General features: G+C 68.2%; 22 protein-coding genes. 11 read left to right on the top strand and 11 right to left on the bottom strand.

The window, feature by feature from the left end; translation table 11 throughout:
- Positions 1 to 106: 106 nt before the first annotated feature.
- Together AC0685_RS27465 and AC0685_RS27460 are read right to left on the bottom strand one after the other, a co-directional pair.
- A complete protein-coding gene (locus tag AC0685_RS27465) occupies positions 107 to 832 on the bottom strand; it encodes an ABC transporter ATP-binding protein (protein ID WP_478228166.1) in 726 nt (241 codons plus the stop codon).
- Positions 829 to 1,911: an ABC transporter permease gene (locus tag AC0685_RS27460; protein ID WP_478228165.1), complete on the bottom strand. Its 1,083-nt coding sequence runs from the start codon at positions 1,909 to 1,911 to the stop codon at positions 829 to 831. Before AC0685_RS27460 ends, AC0685_RS27465 begins: the two co-directional genes overlap by 4 nt.
- 171 nt (positions 1,912 to 2,082) lie before the next feature.
- On the opposite strand from AC0685_RS27460, the gene AC0685_RS27455 reads away from it, so the two are divergent.
- Complete coding sequence (locus tag AC0685_RS27455; RefSeq protein ID WP_478228164.1) at positions 2,083 to 3,249, top strand: sensor histidine kinase; 1,167 nt, start codon at positions 2,083 to 2,085, stop codon at positions 3,247 to 3,249.
- Positions 3,246 to 3,881 (top strand): response regulator, encoded by a 636-nt coding sequence (locus AC0685_RS27450; RefSeq protein ID WP_478228163.1) that lies wholly within the window; start codon positions 3,246 to 3,248, stop codon positions 3,879 to 3,881. The genes AC0685_RS27455 and AC0685_RS27450 overlap by 4 nt, the downstream gene beginning before the upstream one ends.
- A gap of 209 nt (positions 3,882 to 4,090) precedes the next feature.
- Here AC0685_RS27450 and aztD read toward each other — a convergent pair whose 3' ends face one another.
- From aztD to aztB, 4 genes are read right to left on the bottom strand one after another with little or no spacing between them, the layout of a single operon-like run.
- A complete protein-coding gene (gene aztD, locus AC0685_RS27445) occupies positions 4,091 to 5,263 on the bottom strand; it encodes a zinc metallochaperone AztD (protein WP_478228162.1) in 1,173 nt (390 codons plus the stop codon).
- Positions 5,264 to 5,289: 26 nt separating this feature from the next.
- Positions 5,290 to 6,189, bottom strand: a complete 900-nt coding sequence (gene aztC, locus AC0685_RS27440; RefSeq protein WP_478228161.1) for a zinc ABC transporter substrate-binding protein AztC — start codon at positions 6,187 to 6,189, stop codon at positions 5,290 to 5,292.
- Entirely contained in the window at positions 6,186 to 7,382 is a 1,197-nt protein-coding gene (locus AC0685_RS27435; protein ID WP_478228160.1) for a hypothetical protein, read from the bottom strand. The genes aztC and AC0685_RS27435 overlap by 4 nt, the downstream gene beginning before the upstream one ends.
- Positions 7,379 to 8,230, bottom strand: a complete 852-nt coding sequence (gene aztB, locus AC0685_RS27430) for a zinc ABC transporter permease AztB (protein ID WP_478228159.1) — start codon at positions 8,228 to 8,230, stop codon at positions 7,379 to 7,381. The genes AC0685_RS27435 and aztB overlap by 4 nt, the downstream gene beginning before the upstream one ends.
- 47 nt (positions 8,231 to 8,277) lie before the next feature.
- On the opposite strand from aztB, the gene aztA reads away from it, so the two are divergent.
- Together aztA and AC0685_RS27420 are read left to right on the top strand one after the other, a co-directional pair.
- Complete coding sequence (gene aztA, locus AC0685_RS27425) at positions 8,278 to 8,997, top strand: zinc ABC transporter ATP-binding protein AztA (protein ID WP_478228158.1); 720 nt, start codon at positions 8,278 to 8,280, stop codon at positions 8,995 to 8,997.
- Between the two features lie 40 nt (positions 8,998 to 9,037).
- Positions 9,038 to 9,619: an SMI1/KNR4 family protein gene (locus AC0685_RS27420; protein ID WP_478228157.1), complete on the top strand. Its 582-nt coding sequence runs from the start codon at positions 9,038 to 9,040 to the stop codon at positions 9,617 to 9,619.
- Here the strand turns inward: AC0685_RS27420 and AC0685_RS27415 are convergent.
- Together AC0685_RS27415 and AC0685_RS27410 are read right to left on the bottom strand one after the other, a co-directional pair.
- Positions 9,606 to 10,118 (bottom strand): alpha/beta fold hydrolase, encoded by a 513-nt coding sequence (locus AC0685_RS27415; protein WP_478228156.1) that lies wholly within the window; start codon positions 10,116 to 10,118, stop codon positions 9,606 to 9,608. The genes AC0685_RS27420 and AC0685_RS27415 overlap by 14 nt on opposite strands.
- Positions 10,115 to 10,273: a hypothetical protein gene (locus AC0685_RS27410; RefSeq protein WP_478228155.1), complete on the bottom strand. Its 159-nt coding sequence runs from the start codon at positions 10,271 to 10,273 to the stop codon at positions 10,115 to 10,117. Before AC0685_RS27410 ends, AC0685_RS27415 begins: the two co-directional genes overlap by 4 nt.
- A gap of 297 nt (positions 10,274 to 10,570) precedes the next feature.
- Here AC0685_RS27410 and AC0685_RS27405 point away from each other — a divergent pair, with 297 nt between their 5' ends.
- Entirely contained in the window at positions 10,571 to 10,753 is a 183-nt protein-coding gene (locus AC0685_RS27405; RefSeq protein WP_478228154.1) for a hypothetical protein, read from the top strand.
- On the opposite strand, the gene AC0685_RS27400 is transcribed toward AC0685_RS27405, so the two are convergent.
- Positions 10,699 to 11,313: a TetR/AcrR family transcriptional regulator gene (locus AC0685_RS27400; RefSeq protein ID WP_478228153.1), complete on the bottom strand. Its 615-nt coding sequence runs from the start codon at positions 11,311 to 11,313 to the stop codon at positions 10,699 to 10,701. The two genes, AC0685_RS27405 and AC0685_RS27400, sit on opposite strands and share 55 nt — an antisense overlap.
- 87 nt (positions 11,314 to 11,400) lie before the next feature.
- On the opposite strand from AC0685_RS27400, the gene AC0685_RS27395 reads away from it, so the two are divergent.
- Complete coding sequence (locus AC0685_RS27395; RefSeq protein ID WP_478228152.1) at positions 11,401 to 11,862, top strand: nuclear transport factor 2 family protein; 462 nt, start codon at positions 11,401 to 11,403, stop codon at positions 11,860 to 11,862.
- 11 nt (positions 11,863 to 11,873) lie between these two features.
- Here AC0685_RS27395 and AC0685_RS27390 read toward each other — a convergent pair whose 3' ends face one another.
- Positions 11,874 to 12,557 carry a class I SAM-dependent methyltransferase gene (locus AC0685_RS27390; RefSeq protein ID WP_478228151.1) on the bottom strand — a complete coding sequence of 228 codons (684 nt, stop codon included), beginning with the start codon at positions 12,555 to 12,557 and terminating at the stop codon, positions 11,874 to 11,876.
- A 39-nt stretch (positions 12,558 to 12,596) separates the two neighbouring features.
- Between AC0685_RS27390 and AC0685_RS27385 the strand changes: the two genes are divergently transcribed.
- The 3 genes from AC0685_RS27385 (at position 12,597) to AC0685_RS27375 (ending at position 16,198) form a co-directional block, all read left to right on the top strand.
- Positions 12,597 to 13,637 carry a DUF2891 domain-containing protein gene (locus AC0685_RS27385; RefSeq protein WP_478228150.1) on the top strand — a complete coding sequence of 347 codons (1,041 nt, stop codon included), beginning with the start codon at positions 12,597 to 12,599 and terminating at the stop codon, positions 13,635 to 13,637.
- 573 nt (positions 13,638 to 14,210) lie between these two features.
- Positions 14,211 to 14,609 carry a hypothetical protein gene (locus tag AC0685_RS27380; RefSeq protein WP_478228149.1) on the top strand — a complete coding sequence of 133 codons (399 nt, stop codon included), beginning with the start codon at positions 14,211 to 14,213 and terminating at the stop codon, positions 14,607 to 14,609.
- Positions 14,610 to 14,734: 125 nt separating this feature from the next.
- Entirely contained in the window at positions 14,735 to 16,198 is a 1,464-nt protein-coding gene (locus AC0685_RS27375; protein ID WP_478228148.1) for a trypsin-like serine protease, read from the top strand.
- A gap of 57 nt (positions 16,199 to 16,255) precedes the next feature.
- On the opposite strand, the gene AC0685_RS27370 is transcribed toward AC0685_RS27375, so the two are convergent.
- Complete coding sequence (locus AC0685_RS27370) at positions 16,256 to 16,744, bottom strand: hypothetical protein (RefSeq protein ID WP_478228147.1); 489 nt, start codon at positions 16,742 to 16,744, stop codon at positions 16,256 to 16,258.
- Between the two features lie 277 nt (positions 16,745 to 17,021).
- On the opposite strand from AC0685_RS27370, the gene AC0685_RS27365 reads away from it, so the two are divergent.
- Positions 17,022 to 17,273 carry a hypothetical protein gene (locus AC0685_RS27365; RefSeq protein ID WP_478228146.1) on the top strand — a complete coding sequence of 84 codons (252 nt, stop codon included), beginning with the start codon at positions 17,022 to 17,024 and terminating at the stop codon, positions 17,271 to 17,273.
- A 123-nt stretch (positions 17,274 to 17,396) separates the two neighbouring features.
- Positions 17,397 to 18,494, top strand: a complete 1,098-nt coding sequence (locus AC0685_RS27360) for a calcium:cation antiporter (protein WP_478228145.1) — start codon at positions 17,397 to 17,399, stop codon at positions 18,492 to 18,494.
- Positions 18,495 to 18,510: the final 16 nt, after the last annotated feature.

Raw genomic sequence — 18,510 nt, 5'->3', positions numbered from 1 at the left:
GAGTTCGATGGAATTAGGGCAGAAGAATGACGTATTCGCAGTGGCTTCGAAATCCGGGCGCGCGACAGCGTGACAAAACGGAATGAATTACCCTGCTCGCCGCGTATTACGAGATCCTTTTACGTGTGGATCGGAATGAAGACGGCGGTTCCGAGCGTCCGTCCTTTGTGGAGAGCCGTCCGTCGTGCACTTCGACGATCCGGTCCACCGCGGTGAGATGGACGCGGTCGTGCGTGACCAGGACGGTGGCGGTGGCCCGCTCGCGCGTCAGGCAGGCGATCAGGTCGATGACCGCCGCGCCGCGCTCGTGATCGAGGGCGCTCGTCGGTTCGTCGATCAGCAGCACGGTGGGTTCGTTCATCAACGCGCGGGCGATGTTCACCCGCTGTCGTTGGCCACCGGAGAGCTGGTGCGGGCGACGCCCCGCCTGCGCCGCGAGCCCGACGGCGTCCAGCAGGTCCATGGCCACGGCCCGTGCTCCGGCCGGGGAGCGGCCGTCGATCCGGGCCATGACCTGAAGCTGCTCGGCGGCTGTGAGGGCGGGCAGCAGATTCGGCTGCTGGAAGACGATCCCGATCTTGCGCCGGCGAAGTCCGGTGAGTTCGCCGCGGGTGAGGCCGGTGGTCGTGGTGCCGTCGACCGTGACGGTCCCATGGTCCGGGGTGATGAGGGTGGCCGCGACGGCGAGCAGGCTGGACTTGCCGGAGCCGGAGGGGCCGGCGACCGCGGTGAGCGTGCCCGGTGGGACGTCCAACGTGACGTCATCGAGTGCGGTGAGGCGGGTGTCACCGTCGGGATAGGTGAGGGTGACACCGGTCAGGTTCAGGCTCATCGGGCACTCCCCAGTGCGGTCAGCGGATCGACGGAAGTGATGCGGCGGACGGAAAGCGCCGCGCCCAGCGCGCCGAGCAGGATCATCACGGCGGACGGCACGAGCACGCTGGCCGGAGTCAGCAGGAAGGGCACGGCGGAGCCGTCGACCATCGTGCCGAGCCCGACGGCCAAGCCGGTTCCGATGGCGGTGCCGCCGACGAGAAGGACGACGGCCTGCCCGAGCGCGTCCTTCAGCAGGAAGGCGGTACTCGCCCCCAACGCCTTGAGGACGGCGATGTCGCCGCTGCGCTGGATGGTCCACACGGTGAAGAAGGCGCCGATCACGAGGGCGGAGATGGCGAAAAGGAAACCGCGCATCAGTTGCAGCGAACCGTTCTCCGAGGTGTAGGAGCCGATCGCGGACAGTGAGTCGCTCTTCGAGACCGTCGTCGTGCCTGCGGCGAGGTCGGTGGCCCCGAGATCGGCGTCGGACGTGGTGGTCAGCGCGAGCACGGTCGCGCTCGGCGCGCCGTCGGTGGGTGGCGCCGTCTTCGCCCAGACGTCGAGGCCCGCCCAGATCACCGGTGTGTGGCTGAACCAGGCGTCTCCCGTCACGGCGGCGACCGTCAACGGGCGTCCGGCCACGGCGATGGTGTCCCCACTGCGGACGCCAAGTTCGTCGGCGGCGGACGTCGACAGCACCACCGAGTCGCCGGAGATCCTTTCGGCGCCCGGGGCGAGCGCCGACCCGGTCCGCACACCGAAAACGGAGATCCCGGCGCTGCGGTCGCCCGCGGTGGCCTTGGTGGTGGCTATGCCCAGCGGTTCGGCCGCCGTGACACCCGGGGTCTCGGCCCACTGCCGCCGCTGTGTTTCGGTGACAGCGGAATTGGCATAGGAGAGGCTCTGCCCGGCACCGGGGGCGGCGAAGACGATCTTGTCCGCGGGCAGGCCGGTGATCGCGGAGATGTTCTGCTCGCCCAGCCCCGCGGTGAGCCCGGACAACAAGCCGACCAGCAAGGTGATCAGCACGACGACGGCACCCATCAGGGCGAACCGTCCTTTGGCGAATCTCAGATCTCTCCAGGCGACGAACACGGCTCGGGTCTGTCCTCTCCGGCGGGTGGGCTGGGTACCTCTCCACGATCGCCGCCGGTGACCGTGACGGCATCCGGCCGGAGATGGCACTTCGCCCGCCGGAAGACGGCACGCCGCCTCTACCTTTGGATAGAGGCGCTCGCCGATCCCGCTCCGTAATCTGGACGCACTGTGACCGCCGCGCCCGTTTTGACCCCGACCAGCCGGTTGCTGACCTGGTGTCTGCACCTGCTGCTCGTCGCCCTGCTCGCGCTGGCGGCCGCGCGGGCGGTGGCGGACGGCTCACCCGAAGCGGGAGCGGTCGTCGCGGTGGCGGTGACGTGCGCCGTGGTGTACGCGGCCGGCCCGCTTCTGCCCCGCGTCAGGACGTCCCGGCCGGCCGCCCTGTGGTGGCTGGTCGCGGTGGGCCTCGTGTGGCTGGTCCTGCTGGTGCTGACCGCCGACGGAGTCTGGGTCGCCTTCCCGCTGTACTTCCTGCAGTTGCATTTGCTGCCGCGCCGTCAAGGCCTGGTCGCGGTGATCGCGACCGCGCTGGCGGCGATCATCGCGTTCGCCGTCCACCAGGGTTCCTTCGCCCCGGCGGCGGCGATCGGCCCGGCACTCGGTGCCGCCGTCGCGGTCGCCGTCGTCTGGGGTTACCAGGCGCTGTACCGCGAAAGCGAACGTCGCCGGAACCTGATCGAGGAGCTCACCGCCACCCGCGCAGACCTCGCAGAAGCCCAGCACGCGGCGGGAGTGCTCGCCGAGCGGGAGCGCCTGGCCCACGAGATCCACGACACCCTCGCCCAGGGACTGTCGAGTATTCAACTCCTGTTGCGCGCGGCGGAAAGGACACTGCCCGATACCGCGGGGAACGCCGCCCGCTACGTCGAACAGGCTCGTCAAGCCGCCGCGGACAACCTCGCCGAAGCCCGCCGGTTCGTCGTCGCCCTGTCGCCTCCCGCGCTCGACGACACCACGCTGGCCGACGCGCTGGAACGGCTGTGCGCCACCACCAGCGCCCGGCACCGGACCACCGCGCGCTTCCACCTCGCCGGCGACCCCGTTCCGCTGCCGACCGCGCACGAAGTCGCGTTGCTGCGCATCGGTCAGGCGGCACTGGCGAACACCGTCCGGCACGCCGACGCGTCCACCGCCGATGTCACGCTGAGCTACCGCGGCGAGTACGTCACCCTCGAGGTCGTCGACGACGGCGTCGGCTTCGACCCGGAACACAGCGGCTTCGGGCTCACCGCGATGCGCACCCGGACCGAAGCGCTGGACGGGATCTTCACCGTCGAGTCCTCCCGCGGACACGGAACAACCGTGTCCGCGCGACTGCCCAAGGAATGCCCGTGACCGAACCCCCGATCCGGCTCCTGCTGGCCGACGACCACCCCATCGTCCGGGCGGGACTGCGTGCCGTCCTGGAAACCGAGCCGGGTCTCGTGGTCTCGGCCGAAGCCGCGACCGCTGAGGAAGCGGTGTCCCGCGCCGCCGAGGGCGACATCGACGTCGTGCTGATGGACCTGCGGTTCGGCTCCGGGATGACCGGCGCCGAGGCCACCGCGGCGATCACGGCGCGGCCGGACGCACCCCGCGTCCTCATCGTCACGACCTACGACACCGACGCCGACACGCTGCCCGCCATCGAAGCCGGCGCCACCGGCTATCTCCTCAAGGACGCCCCTCCCGAGGATCTTGCCGCCGCCGTGCGCACCGCCGCCGCCGGACGCACCACGCTCGCCCCGACCGTCGCCGACCGGCTCATGAACCGGATGCGGATGCCCGCCACCGCGCTGACGCTGCGCGAGATCGAAGTCCTGGTCCTGGTCGCCGACGGCCTGTCCAACCGGGCCATCGCGGATCGGCTCCACCTGACCGAGGGCACGGTGAAATCCCATCTGGCCCGCAGCTACACCAAACTCGGCGTCGATTCGCGTACCGCCGCCGTCGCCACCGCGACCGACCTCGGTCTGATCCGGCGCTGAACGGCAGCGCCTCCTCTGCTGAATGTGGCGGTCCGTGAAGGCCTCCTTGCCTACCCTGAAGGTAGGGAAGGAGGCCTTCACGGACTACGTGATCGCCGCCCGCTCTCCCAGCAACACCACCAGCCTCAGCGGTCACAGCGGCGGCGTGGTCGAGCATAGGTCGTGAGTGGTAAGGACGGTTGGAACCGTCTTTACCACTCACGAGTGGGTCAGTGGGCGAGCACGCCGCTGACCTCGTTCGGCGTTCCCGGAATCGTCCCGGTCGCGGTCTTCGTGCCGGACGCGAGGTCCACGGAGTGGATCTCCTTCTTGCCGGGATCGGTGACGTAGGCGGTTCCGCCCCGGACGAAGATCGCCGGGCGCGGCTGCTGCCACTCGATCGGTTCCTGCCAGGTACCGAGGACGGCGATCTTCCGCGTCACCGCACCGCTCACCGGGTCGATCACGTGGATCTGACCGTCGGTGCCCAGCACCAGGGCCTCACCCTGCGGTCCGCGAGCCAGCGACCGGAAGGTGTAGCTGGTCCCGATGTCGACGTGCTTGAGCGTGGCCTTCTCGGTGTCGATCAGGGAGATCCGGGTCGGGCGTTCGAGCTCGGCCGCTTCGTCGACCTTGTAGTCGCCCAAGGTGATCGGGGAGACGTCCGAGCCCGCCTGGTTGCCGATGCGCCCGTACGGGTCCGGGCTGGTCACCTTGGTGATGACGCCGTTGCGGTAGATCAGCGCACCGGTTTGGCAGCCGACCACCACCGCCTCGCCGCGCGCGGCGGCTTCACCGTGCACGCCGGGGCACTGCTCGTTGCGCGCGATCTCCTTCTTGTCCTTGTCCAGCACCACGATCCCGGACCGTTTGTCCTTGTCGCCGACGGTGGTGAGCAGTTCGCCGTTCGCGAGTTCGACGGCCACACCGTGATGCGCCTCGGGCGTCTTGTGCTTCGGCGCGGGGAGCGCCGCGGTGCCGATCGTCTTCGGGTCGAAGACGGTCACTTCACCGGTCCCGTCGGCGAACAGCACCGTCTTGCCGGCGTGCCGGACGACGTGTCCCGGTTTCGCCGCCTTGACCTCGTTGTCCGTGAGCACGGCACCGACGGCGTCGAGGACCCGGAATCCGGTGGAGGTCGAGACCAGGAGGTGTCGGTCGTTCCCGGCGGGGTTGAGCCGGTTGAAGCCTTCCAGTGGGAGGTTCTTCGCCTCCTTCAAGGTCTTCCCGTCGAGCAGGACGATTCCGCCGTCATAGGTGACAGCCACCGGATCGGCGACGACGGGTGCCGGAGCCGCGTCCTTCGCGGGCTCCGCCGCCGGCTGTTCGGTCCCGCAGGCGGCGAGCGCGAGGGTGCTCGCCGTCGTCGCCATCAGCGCGAGATATCGGGCTTTCCGTGCCATTTTCCTGTGCCTTTCGTCTGTTCCGATCAGGAACGGGTCAAACCGGTGGTGATCGATTCGGTGTTGGCGCGCATCATTTCGAGATAGGTGGCCGCGCCCTGGCCTGGTTCACTGAGCGATTCCGAGAACAACGGGGCCACCTGGACGTGCAGCCCTGCCTGCTCGGCCAAGACCCGCGCGAGCCGGTCCGGTTGCGAGGAATCGGCGAAGATCACCGGCACTCCCGCCGCGCGAACGGTGTCGGCGAGTGCCTTCAGATCCGAAGAGCTCGGTGAAGCGAGTGTGGTACCGCCGGGGATCACGGCACCGACGACCTGGAAGCCGAACCGCTGTGCCAGATAGCCGAACACATGGTGGTTCGTGACCAGCTTCCGGCGCTCCGGAGGAATCCCGCCGAACTTCTCGGTCATCGCCTTGTCGAGCGCCTCGATCTCCCCGCGATAGCGTTCGGCGTTGGCGCGGATCACCGCTTCGTCGACCCCGTCGACATGGGCGACGACCTCGTCGGCGATCGTCTTGACCGCGTCGCGCACCCGTGCCGGATCCGTCCAGAAGTGGGGATCGGGTTTGCTGTCGGCGTAATTGATCGGGTTCACCCGCTCCCCGGCGGGCAACGCCGGTACGCCGCTTTCCTCGGCCGTGTGGACAGTGCGCAGGATCCCCTCTTCGAGCCCGAGTCCGTTGTAGACGATCAGACCGGCACGCTCGACCTGGGCCGCCTGCTGTGCGGAGATGCCGAAGGAATGCGGGTCGGCGTTCGGCTTCATCAGCACCGTCACCTCGGCCTGATCGCCGACGACGGCGCGAGTGATGTCGCCGAGGATGTTCGTCGTGACGACGACCGACTTGCCGCCCCCGCCGGTCCCGGAGCAGCCTGCCGCCGCCAGCAGCGCCACCATGCACAGGGCGAGTACGCGGCGCCTCATCGGCCGGTCTCCACGATGTGCCCCGCCTTGCCGCCGACCTTCAGCGTCCTGGCGCGTCGGAGGTTGTCGTTGTAGTCGATTTCGTACACCTCGGCCGAGAGCGGGTTGTTGACGTAGGCGCGGGTCGAATCGACCTGGATCGACGGAACCTCGGCGGCGGTCGCTTCGGGCGTCAGGAGCGGGACGGCCGTCTGTTCCTTTCCGGAGCCGTCGAAGGAGCGCAGCTTTCCGTCCCGGGCGAGGACCAGCAGCGGTCCGCCCTCGCCGACGGCGTTCACCGCGGCGACCGGGCCGGTCTCGACGTACTGCCAGCTGCGTCGGCCGACGTCCAGTGACCACACCGCGGACGCCCCCGCCCGCGCCGCGAGCGTGGAGCCACCGGGCCGGTGGAAGAAGGCGGTGGCACGTTCCCGCGCGGTGACGCTGCGCGGGAACGGGATCTTGACCCCGGCGAACGCGCCGTCCTTTTCGGTCACCAGCAAGGCGCCGTCCGCGCAGCCGAAGACGACTCCGCGCCTGGTCACGGCCTGGCCCTGCAGCTCGGGGCACGGCTGGTCGATCTCGGCCACGGCTTTGCCCTGACGGTCGTGGACGCGCACTCCGCGGGCGAGCGGCTTTCCGGCGTCCGCCACCGTGGCGATGATGTGCTCGCGGTAAGGGATCGCGGCACCCGCGTGCGGCTCGCGCGTGATCTTCCCCAGTTCGGTCACAGAGCCCTTGTCGAGCGCGGCTCGATCCAGCAAGGTCGTCGTACCGTCCGAATAGGACAGTGCGGCGACGGCGGGATCGCTGTAGGCCGCCAAGGGCTGTTTGCCGGGCGCCACGCCGACATCTCGGACCTTCGCCCGGTAGTAGTGGACGTGGTCACCGTGGTCGACCATCCACGAGCCGCTGTCGATCACCCGGATCGTGCCGTCACGAGCGGTCAGGTAACCGAAGCGGCCGTCACCCGTCACGGCTCGCACTCCGTCGACTCGGCCGACCTCGTGCACCTCCTCGGTGATCAGGTCGACGACCCGAACGGCGCCGGTGTCCGTGTCGGCGACGATCAGCCGTGACTGCGCCTCGGCCGCCTCCTCGGCGCCTTCGACGTAGCCGTGCGGGACTTCCGCGGTCACCTCCTTCGGCTGCTCCGAGCCGCACGCCGCCAGGGTCAGCGCCGCGACGACCGCCGTCGCTGCTTTCAGTTTCATCGTGAGCTCTCGATCTCCGGTGTCAAGGAACGGAATCGCTGTCGTACGAAGGACAGGAACGCGGAAAGGAAGAACAGGAGGACCGCGCTGGCGGCGATGGTCGCGCCCGCCGCGGTGCCCCAATGCCAGGACACGAGCAGGCCGCCGACCGTGGCGGCGATACCGAGCAACGCCGCGATGAGCATGATCGTGGTGATCCGCCGCGACCAGAAGAGCGCCGCCGCGGCGGGGGCGATGAGCAGGCCGAACACCAGCAACGTCCCCACGACGCGGAACGACGCGACGATCGTCAACGTGACCAGCCCGAGGAGCACCGCGTTCGCCAAACGTGGACGAAGCCCCAGTGTGTGCGCCTTGCGGACGTCGAAGGTGAGCGCGGTGAACGAACGATGTCCCACCAGTGCCACCACCCCCACGACGAGAAGGGTGATCGCGAGGCCCACCAGGTCGCCCGATCCGACGGCGAGCACGTCGCCGAACAGGAAGCCGGTGAGATCGACCGCGAACGACCGTGAGTGGGACACGATGATCACGCCGCTCGCGAGCATGCCGACGAAGAGCAGCCCGATCGTGGTGTCCTCGGACAGCCGCCGCGAACGGCCGAGCGCGGTCACGCCGAGCGCCATCACCCCGGCGCTGATCGCAGCGCCGATCAGCAGGTTCACGCCGGTCAGCGAGGCGATCGCCACGCCGGGCAACATGCCGTGCGACATCGCGTCGCCGATGAAGGCCATGCCGCGCAACACCACCCAGGTGCCCACGACGGCGCACACCGCCGAAACGAGCGCTCCCGCCACCAGCGCGCGCTGCACGAACGACACCTCGAAGGGGATCAGCAACCACTCCACCCGTCACACTATAGTGGTAATGATTGTCATTATCTGAAAGAGGTGTGATGACCCCGGACACAGCGGCACTCACGATCGACCGCGCGCACGCGCACTACGGCTCCCGCGAGGTGCTGCGCGGGATCACCGCCCAGGTGCCGTCGGCGCGGCTCACCGCGATCGCCGGCGCGAACGGCGCGGGGAAGTCGTCGCTGCTGAACCTCGTCGCGGGCGTGCTCCCGCCGACCACCGGCACGGTGACCCGGCGAGACCCGGGGAGGGTCGCCTACGTGACCCAGCAGAGCGAGGTGTCGCGGTCGTTGCCGATCACCGTCCGCGCCACCGTGACGATGGGGCGCTGGGCGCACCGCGGACACTGGCGGCGGCTGTCGAAGACGGACCGGGAGATCGTCGGGGAATGCCTGGAGTTACTGGAGATCACGTCGATCGCGGACCGGTTGATCGGCACGCTCTCCGGTGGGCAACGCCAACGGGCGCTGGTGGCGCAGGGGATGGCTCAGCAAGCCGGATTGCTGCTGCTCGACGAACCATCGGCCGGGCTCGACCTGCACGCCCGCGGCCTGATCGACGAAGCCCTGCGCGCCACACTCGCCGAAGGCACGACGGTCCTGCGCGTCACCCACGACCTCGATGTGGCGGGCCGGGCCGATCACTGCCTGCTGCTCCAGGACGGCCGCCTCGTCGGCGAAGGTGTTCCGGCGTCAGTGCTGACCCCGGAACGCGTGGCGGAGGCCTGGGGCCTGCCGACCCGCATTTCAGTCACCTGATCGCGTGCCCGAGGCCGCCGATTCTCGCTAGGGTGCACCGGTGGAAGCGACGTGGCGGCGCATCATGGCCTTGTTGTCCGAACACGCACCCGCCACCGCGCGGGAAATCCGGCCCCCGGCACCGGCCGCGCACGTCGCGCGCCTGCGGAATCGCGTCGGCCTCGAACTCCCGCCCGAACTGCTCGCCTGGTGGGCCCTCATGGACGGCGTCGACGACGAACGTGTTCGCGGAACCGGAAACCTGATCCCGAAGGGCTACCAGCCTCTGTCGGTGGCGCGAGCCGAGGAGGAGTACACCCGGCAGTCGCGGTATCCCGCCCCTGACTGCTGCACTCCGGAAGGCACCCACCGCAAGGAGGCGGGCCAGGCCGGATTCCCGTTCTGCACCGCGATCGTCCCCATCGGCCGGGCCATCGACGGAGGTCTGCTGTGCGTCGATCTCCGGCCCGGCGAGCACCATGGTTGCCTCATGGAGTGGTACGCCAGCGAGGGGATCTACTGGTCCGACTGGGCGAGCGTGACCGAGATCCTCGACGAGATCGCCGAGCGACTCGACAACTACGTCCACGGCCTTGGAGAACGGCATCCCGTCCTCAGCGACGGTGCGCTCAGCTGGCTTTGACTCGCGAAAGCCACCGCACGGTGACCTCCAGGGCCTCTTCCGCCGAGTCCCCGAAGCCGTGTCCCGCGCCGGCAAGAGAGTGCCACTCGGTCTCGGGCCGCGCGAGGGCCGTTTCCCGCGCGATGTCGTGAGAGACGTGCTCGTCCCCCGAGCCATGGACGACGAGCGCGGGCGGCCTGGACGCCAGGAAGGCGACCCGCGGGTCGAGTTGAGCGAACTCCTCGAACAGCGGCGCGCCCAGCTCGAACCGGCCTTCGATGTCCAGAAACCCGTTATCAGCCAACGAAGAACGATCCGAGTACAACGCGATCCCCCTGGGCAGCTCCGGCTCCAGGAAGGTCCGCCGCAGGTCGAGCAGCGGCTGCCAGAGCGCGACCCTCCGCACAGGCAGCGACGCCAGCGACAGTGCCGTGCTCACGGCACCGAAGCTCGACGCCACCACCGAAACGGGCTCGTCCACCGCGGCGCGCAGTTCCAGGAGTTCGCCCGCGACGGTCATGTCCCTCGGCCGCCCGTCACTACGGCCGTGCCCGCGGAAGGAACCCTCAGCACCGAGAATCCCGCCGCGGTGATGCCGTGGACGAGCACGACCGTCTCCGGGCCGCCGTCGTGCCGGACGCTGTCGAGCCGTAGCCCGTCGGACGTCGTGATCACAGGTACAGCACCAGGTGTACGGCAGCGTCGAGACCATCGCGCGTTCGGGGCGCACCCCGGCCTACTGCGACGCCCGCACGGTCTGTGTGCTCGTGGGGTCGGAGAGGCTGAACACCTGGTTGCAGGACGCCATCAGCCCGTCACGCGGTGCGAAGTACGTCATGGTCTTCATGATCAACGACAGGAGCAACCATCGCTCGATCGGCTGGGGCCGGTCCGCCGACGGGCGGAATTGGACGTTCTCGCAGACCTCGCTTATCCGCCCCGACCATCGCCCAGCGCGGCACGTTGACGTACGTGATCTACAACGACTTCAGCAAGCGCAAACACCTCGGTGTCTTCCACGCCCCGATGTCGGGAGCACCGGACAACGGGCGCTGCGCGGCTCCGTCGTCCGGGACCATGAACGGCAAGGAGTACATGTTCTACGAGGCCGGGGCACGCCTGGACGGCTCGATCGCGATCGCCCGCGCGGTCTGACTTCCGAGCAACGCCGCGACCACCTCGCGCGCCTGACGGGCAGGCGCCGGGTCCCCGCTGATTCCCGCCGTCACGATGGCTCCTTCGGCGAGCAGGTAGACCGGTTCGGTCACCGGCAGACCCGTTGCCCGCACCCAGGTGTCGATCTGTTCGCGGAACGCCTGTTTGTGCGCCCGCACCTCGGCCAGTACCGCCTCGGACGACGCGCCTAGTTCGCCGTGCGCGTTGATCCAGGCACAGCCGCGGAAACCCGGTTCGGCGAACCACCCCGCGAGCCAGTCGAAGATCGAGAGCACCCGCTCGCGGGGATCCGCGACCCGGTCCACATGTGCGGCCAGGCTGCCACGCCAGCGCTGATCACGGCGTTTGAGCATCGCCACCACGAGGTCTTCCTTGGCTTCGAAGAACCGGTAGATCCGCTTGAGCGAGAGGCCGGACGCCGCGCGCACCTGGTCCATGCCGACTGTCTGGATGCCGTTTTCGTAGAAAAGTTTCTCAGCGGCATCGAGCAGGGCTTCGCGATCGACGCGGTTCTGCTCATCGGTGACGGCGGCCGGCATCGGGTCTCCCTTGACGTTGAGAACGTGCGTTCCCTATCGTAGGCGCCAGACGTGGAGAACGCACGTTCTCAACCTAGGAGGCTCGACATGACCGAAGATCGCCCGCCCTACCCGCCGTTCACCCGCGAGACGGCATTGCGGAAAGTCCAAGCGGCAGAGGACGCCTGGAACACCCGGGATCCTCGCAAGGTGGCGTCGGCGTACACACCCGACTCGGTGTGGCGGAACCGGGAGACCTTCGTCCGCGGCCGCGAGGAGATCGTCGCGTTCCTGACCGGGAAGTGGGAGCGGGAACTCGACTACGCGCTGCGCAAGAACCTCTGGGCGTTCACCGGGAATCGGATCGCCGTCCGGTTCCAGTACGAATGGCACGACCGGGCCGGTCGATCGTGGCGCAGCTACGGCAACGAACTGTGGGAGTTCGACGAGCACGGTCTCATGAGCCGTCGCGAGGCGAGCATCAACGACGTCGCCATCTCCGAGACCGAGCGGCGTATCCACGGCCCGCGCCCGAAGGAGGAACACGGCACCGACTCCCCGCTTCGGTGAAGCCGCCGCGATCAGTCCACGATCGCGGAGATCTCCCACAGGCCCAAGGACTTGTCGGCGTAGGCGCCATCCTCCTCGGTGCACCCCTCGACCAGCACGGTCAGCGGCTCCGGGAACCCGAACGGCTCCCGGCACAGGTTCAGCGGCCGCCAGTCGCCGGTCACGATGTCGGTGTTGGTCCGCAGTTCGGTGAACGTCGTGGTCAGCAGATACCGGGAACCGCTCCGCCGCAGGTTGCGCAAGGCCCGCCCGATATCGGCGAAACTCAGATGAACCAAGCAATCCCGGCACAGCACGAGATCAGCCGACGGCAGCGGATCGCCGGTCAGATCGAGCACCCGGAACTCGTGGACCGGGTCGCCCCGGAACCGTTCGGCGTTCATCTCGATCAGATCGGGAACGATGTCGGCGCCGATGTACCTGTCGAGATCAAGGCCCACCTCACTGAGCCAGCCGTAGTCGCCGCACGGCAGGTCAAGCAGGGTGCGTACCCCGAAACGAGCGAGAAGAGCAGGCAACCTGTCGCTCAATTCCCGCGTCTGGACCGACTCCGAACCAGGCCCGGAGACCGAAGAGGAACTCCACAGCCGGGAACGGAAGATGTAGGTGAAACGATCCTGGGTCCCCATGCTTTCCAACTCTTCGGCGACCCGCCGGAAGTTGCGCTGCGCCGTGGTGATCGGTCGTTCGTCCACTCCGGCATCGTAACCTCGTGCGTAACGGAGGGCGGTGCGATGACCGAATGGGATTTCGAACGCGACCGGCTGCTGAAGTCGAATGCCGGCGCGCTGGCCAGGACGGCGCTGACGAACGTCTTGCGCGAGTATCCGCACCACGAGAGTCACTGGCACGACGAAGGTGTGCCCATCCTCTCCCCTCGGCTCTCGCACCCGTGCTTCTACGGCAGTTTCGATTGGCATTCCTGCGTGGAGATGTTCTGGGTACTCGTGCGTCTGCTGCGCCGTCACGCCGAACTCGTGCCCGCCGAGGAGATCCGCGGGCTTCTCGGCGAGCACCTGACCGTCGAGGCGCTCGCGGGCGAGGTCGCTTTCTTCGCCCCCGAGGAGCAGCGCAACACCCAACGCCCGTACGGCTGGTCGGCACTGCTGGAACTCACCTTCGAAACCGCCACCTGGGATGACCCGGACGCCGCGTGCTGGTCAGCGGGGCTGCATGAGTTGAGCGCCGTCTTCGTGAACCGCTACCTCGACTGGCTTCCCCAGGCCACGTACCCGATCCGGTACGGGGTGCATGACAACGGTGCGTTCGGATTGTCCCGCGCCCTGCCGTACGCGGGATACCTCGCCGACCACGGCGACCCGCGGTTGCGCGGCCTCATCACCGAGACCGCATGGCGCTGGTTCGGATCCGACCGCGATTACCCTGGCTCCTGGGAGCCGTCCGGGGCCGATTTCCTGTCCCCCGCGCTCGCCGAAGCCGAGCTCATGTCCCGCCTGATGCCCGCGGCCGAATTCACCGATTGGCTGGGACGTTTCCTTCCTGGCATCGCGGAGCGTAGACCCGCGACTCTCTTCACCCCGGTGACCGTCACGGACACCTCCGACGGACAACTCGCCCATCTCCACGGTCTCAACCTGCATCGGGCGTGGTGCTGGCACCGCATCGCGGACGCCATCCCGGGCAATGACGACCGGATCCCCGCCATCCTCGAAGCCACGCACGCCCATACCCACGCTTCACTCGCACAAACCACGGGCGGTGCTTACATGGTCGAACACTTCCTTGCCTACTACGCGCTCCTCCTGCTCGGCTGAGCCGGCAACCGGCGAGAGTGTTCGGAGTGCGACCACCCGTTCAGAGCAGTCACTCGCTGTTGGTAAGCCGAGCGAGGCGACTACGGGTGAACACCCGCCTGATCGGGTGAACACACCGTGAGCACGCTGCTCGGATCTCGTTGGACCTGGGCGAAGTTCGACTTAACTCGGCAGTTGCGATCAGCATTTCGCACAATGCGAAAACAGCGTGCACGACAGCGCCAACATCGGGCTTCACCTGGGGGACTTCGCTACCACGGCACATCTGGCGATGACCTGACTCGACACCGGGAAGGCAAGTTGCCGGGCCGCGGAGATCTCTCGGCGGCACTGATCCATTCGGCGCCACCCACTACTTTTAGTAGTTTTCGAAGTCACCCGGACCGTTGAGCGACGCGTGCATACCGTTCAGCGCGACACACGCTGTACTACTGAACGGTCACAGTCTGCTTTCGCCAAGATGTCTTCAGCCGCACCGGTCAAGAACCGGTAACGCACGCGTGGCCCCCTGCTGTCACAGGAGGCCACGCGAATGTCCATTCGCCCGCTCGCTAGAACAAGGACAGGACGGTCGTGACCTTACAGCCTGACAACACGAAGACACCAGACAATGAGCCGCCCCAACGGGTCAAAGTCGTCATCGACAACGCCGAGCCGGCTCGGCGTGTCGCGACGTCCGCGGAGATGATCCGCACGGCGCGGCCGCTCCTGAGGACACCGGGACGCCACCGCAAAGAGCAGACGCGCGACAGTTGGCTCTGCCTGGCGATGGCGGTCCTCGCCGGCTGGGCCCCGACGCTGCGGATGTGCCTCCTGCTGACGATCGGCGGCGGAATCGTCGTCGGCGTCGTCAGGATCAGCACTCCGCAAATCGGGCTGTCGGCAGGGACCACTGTCGGTCTCCTGACCCTCTTCTGCGTATGGATCGTCAAGTCCCGCCAAGGAAAACAGCGGCGAGAGCCGAGTCTGTAACCGCATCGCGCCCCGTGCCCGTCACCTCGCGGACACGGGGCGCCCGGCAATGTCGGAAAATCTCCCCGCCTGTGCGGCGACTTCCGGTTGAATGATCGCGAAGTCCCGACATGTGAGGAGATCTCGTGCGGAGAGCTAGAAGACTGGGGGCCCTGGCCGTTTCGGTGCTGGCGGCGGCCATGGCACTGGGCAGCCCGGCGTCGGCCGACACCGTGCAGTCGTTCCACACCTCGCTCGACCCCGCTTCGGTGCGGGAGTCGATGCGCTATCTGGTCGAGAACTACGGAGTGAGCGAGCAGGAGGCGTTGCGGCGTCTGGAACTGCAGACCGACAGCCTCAAACTGGACGAACTGCTGCGCCGCGACCGCGGTGCCGAGTACGGCGGCATGTGGCTCGACCAGGACAAGGGGCAGCTGGTCGTGGCGATGACCAAGCCCTCGGCGGCCGAGCCGTATCTGAAGGCGATGCCCGCCCGCTCCGCTGTTCGCACGCAACAGGTCCAGCACTCGTTGCAGCAGCTCACGGCGGCGAAGTATCGCGTCGCCGCCAAGGTCGGCGCCGGTCCGGAAGCGGTCTACCTGCCTTCGGTGAGCGAGTCCGAAAACCGTGTCGTGCTTTGGGAACGCGGTTGGGTGGCGCAGGAGAAGGCGGCCGTGCGCGCCGCGGCCGCCGAGACGAACGCCGCGCACCAGGCCGCGGCGGCGGAATCCGGCATGGTCGTCTCCCGCGTGCTGAAGAACCCGAACGCGCTGTCCACGGCGAACGTGGATCTGGGTTTCTGTCACCCGCTCTACTGCACGAACTACGGCCCGATGCGCGGAGGCCTCCGGCTGGACATGAAGCGGGACAACGGTACCTGGGGCGGTTGCACCAGCGGCTTCAACCTGCGGTCCACCGGTGGCGGGTTCCCCGGCAAGGGCTGGGTGCTCACCGCGGGCCACTGCATGCGGACCAAGACCAACAACACGCCGACGCAGCACAACGGCAACGACGTGCTGCAGCAGCACGGCATCGAGAAGAGCTCGTACCCGTACGACTACGCGGCCCTGCCGTACGTCAACGACGCGGCGTCGACGCAGTGGCTCGAAGGCCAGACCGGCCGCAACCGCGTACTGAAGTATTGCCGCAACGGCGGTATGGACAGCAACGGTGACACCCCGTGCGGCGCGCAGGCCACCTCGGTCGACGAGTACATCACCAGTGCCCGCAAGCTCGCCGACATCAAGGCCGGGTATGTCGTCTGCGCCTCCGGAACGGCGTCGAGCGCGGTGAACTACCCCGATTCCGTCGACAGCGGCGCGGGCGCCGGCTACCTCGTCGGGACCCGGTGCGGTCGCGTCCTCTCCACGGACGTCGGCATCAACACCGACCTCTGCGCGCGTCCGGGCGACAGCGGCGGACCGCTGTTCAGCCAGGCCGACCACGCGGCACTCGGCATCCTGGTCGGCAACCAGCAGTCCCGGTCGGGCCCCTGCCAGGCCGGTGAGCTGAACAACTACGCGCCGATCGAGACGATCACCACCGATCTCAGCGAGCGGATCGCCAGTCAGGGATCCACGTTCGCGGTGATCACGACTCCGAACGGCTGACCTCACAAGTACGTGAAGGCCCCCTTCACCTTGTGGGAAGGGGGCCTTCACCGACTTTCACGTGGTCAGCAGAGGACCTTCGTACCGCAGTGCGTCACCCTCGCCGTACACCCGGACCGTCAGCTCCGGCGGCTCCCACGGGGCGAACACTTCGTCGATCGTCCGGGGCACCGGACCCAGGTCCACGTCCACGGCGAAGGTGTGCGCCACGATCGCCGCCTGGACGATGTCGCCGTCCGCGTCGGCCACCTCCAGCCGGGTGACCCCGGTGTCGATCGCGCCGAGCACGCCCGGTCGCCTGCTCCACACCGCGAACCCGCGCTCGCCGGTGTCGCGCCCGTATCCGGTGCTCATGATGTTGAACAGCGTGCGCTCTCCCTCCCGGAAGACGCACTCCGCCTCGACACCCGAATCGTGGTAGGCCAGCATCCGCCCGTCCGCGGTGCTCGTCCCGATCCGGGCCCCGGTGTGCCACCCCGCGTGTGACACCGCCTCCGCCGATCCCGCGATCTCCGCGGACCGGTAAAGCTCACAGAGGTCCGTCAACTCCGCTATCCATCGCGCGGTCTCTTCATCACTTGCTGGGGCCACTACGCGTGTGCCCTCCTCCCTGACTGTCCACAATGGTCATCAACGAGGCTGGCACACCCGGATGTCGATCACATCGGGGTTCTCCCGGAGATCGCCCCGGCCCGCTGCACGGTTCGGTGCAACCGACGCCGGGCGGTTAGGCCGAGCAGAGCAATCTCGCGAGTATCCCGTCATGGGTGTTTCCGTCACCCGTCGGAGTGTCGTGACACTCCGACGCAGAGAGGTACGGCTGATGACCGCGCAGCGCACGATCACGGAAGAGATCGGCGAAATCGGTGTCTGGCTGATGGGCGAGTTCGGTGGCCGCGTACCCGCGGCCGTGATCAGCCGGGTGCTCAACGCGAGCAAGCGCGACCTCGAAGGCCGCATCGACCCCGAAGCTCTGGGCGAGATGTTCTACGCCCTCTGCCGGTTCCGCCTTCAGCGGATCGTCGCCGCGGACGAGCGGATCACGGTCACGATTCCCGACGGTCGCCCTTCGTGATGGTCTTGCCCCTTCGAGAGGCAGTTGCGGCCAGGGAAGTAAGACCAAGCCACACTCGCCTGGCATTCGCCTCGCGACCCCCAGGGAGGGGCGACGTCACGCAGAGTGTGCGAAGGTGACGGCATGGCCGCTTCGCGCAGACGATTTCCCGTGTCCTGGACCACCGTCATGCCGGTCCTCGCCATAGTCGTGCTGGCGCTGAGCTGGGGCCGTGACCTGGGCCCGGTGCCCGTGGCCATCGTCGCGCTCGCGCTCGGCGGTACCGTGCTGGCCGCGGTGCACCACGCCGAGGTGGTCGCGCATCGCGTCGGGGAACCCTTCGGCTCGCTGGTGCTGGCGATCGCGGTCACGGTCATCGAGGTCGCGCTGATCGTGACGATGATGTCCTCCGGCGGCCCCGAGGCCGGGACACTCGCCCGCGACACCGTGTTCGCCGCGGTGATGATCACGATGAACGGCATCGCGGGCATCTCGCTCATGGTCGGCGCCCGCCGCTACGGCGAGACACACTTCAACCCCGAAGGCAGCGGCGGCGCGCTCGCCACCGTGGCGACACTCGCTTCGGTCAGCCTCGTGCTGCCGACGTTCACCACGAGCACCCCCGGCCCGGCCTTCAACGGCACACAGCTCACCTTCGCCGCCGTCGCCTCACTGCTGCTCTACGGACTTTTCGTGCTCACGCAGACCGTGCGCCACCGCGACTTCTTCCTGCCGGTCGACAGTGAGGGCTCCGTCAAGGAGGAAGAACACGCCGAACCGCCGACCAACAAGGCCGCCCTGACCAGTCTGGGGCTGCTGCTGGTCGCGCTGGTCGCCGTAGTCGGCCTGGCGAAGGTCGAATCGCCCGCGATCGAAGCGGGAGTCCGCGCCGCGGGGTTCCCGCAGTCGTTCGTCGGCGTCGTGATCGCCATGCTGGTGCTGCTGCCGGAGACCCTGGCCGCGACCCGGGCCGCGCGGCGCGACCGGATGCAGACCAGCCTGAACCTCGCCTACGGTTCGGCGATCGCGAGCATCGGGCTCACCATCCCGACCATCGCACTGGCGTCGATCTGGCTGGACGGGCCGTTGCTGCTGGGCCTCGGCGCCACGCACATCGTGCTGCTGGCGCTGACGATCGCGGTCAGCGTGCTCACCGTCGTCCCCGGTCGCGCGACGCGGTTGCAGGGCGGGGTGCACCTGGTCCTGCTGGCCGCGTTCCTGGTGCTGGCCATCAACCCGTGACACGAGTCCTCTTCGG

The organism is Amycolatopsis sp. NPDC043889, assembly GCF_056435645.1.
This window is presented reverse-complemented; position numbering and strand designations above follow the sequence as displayed.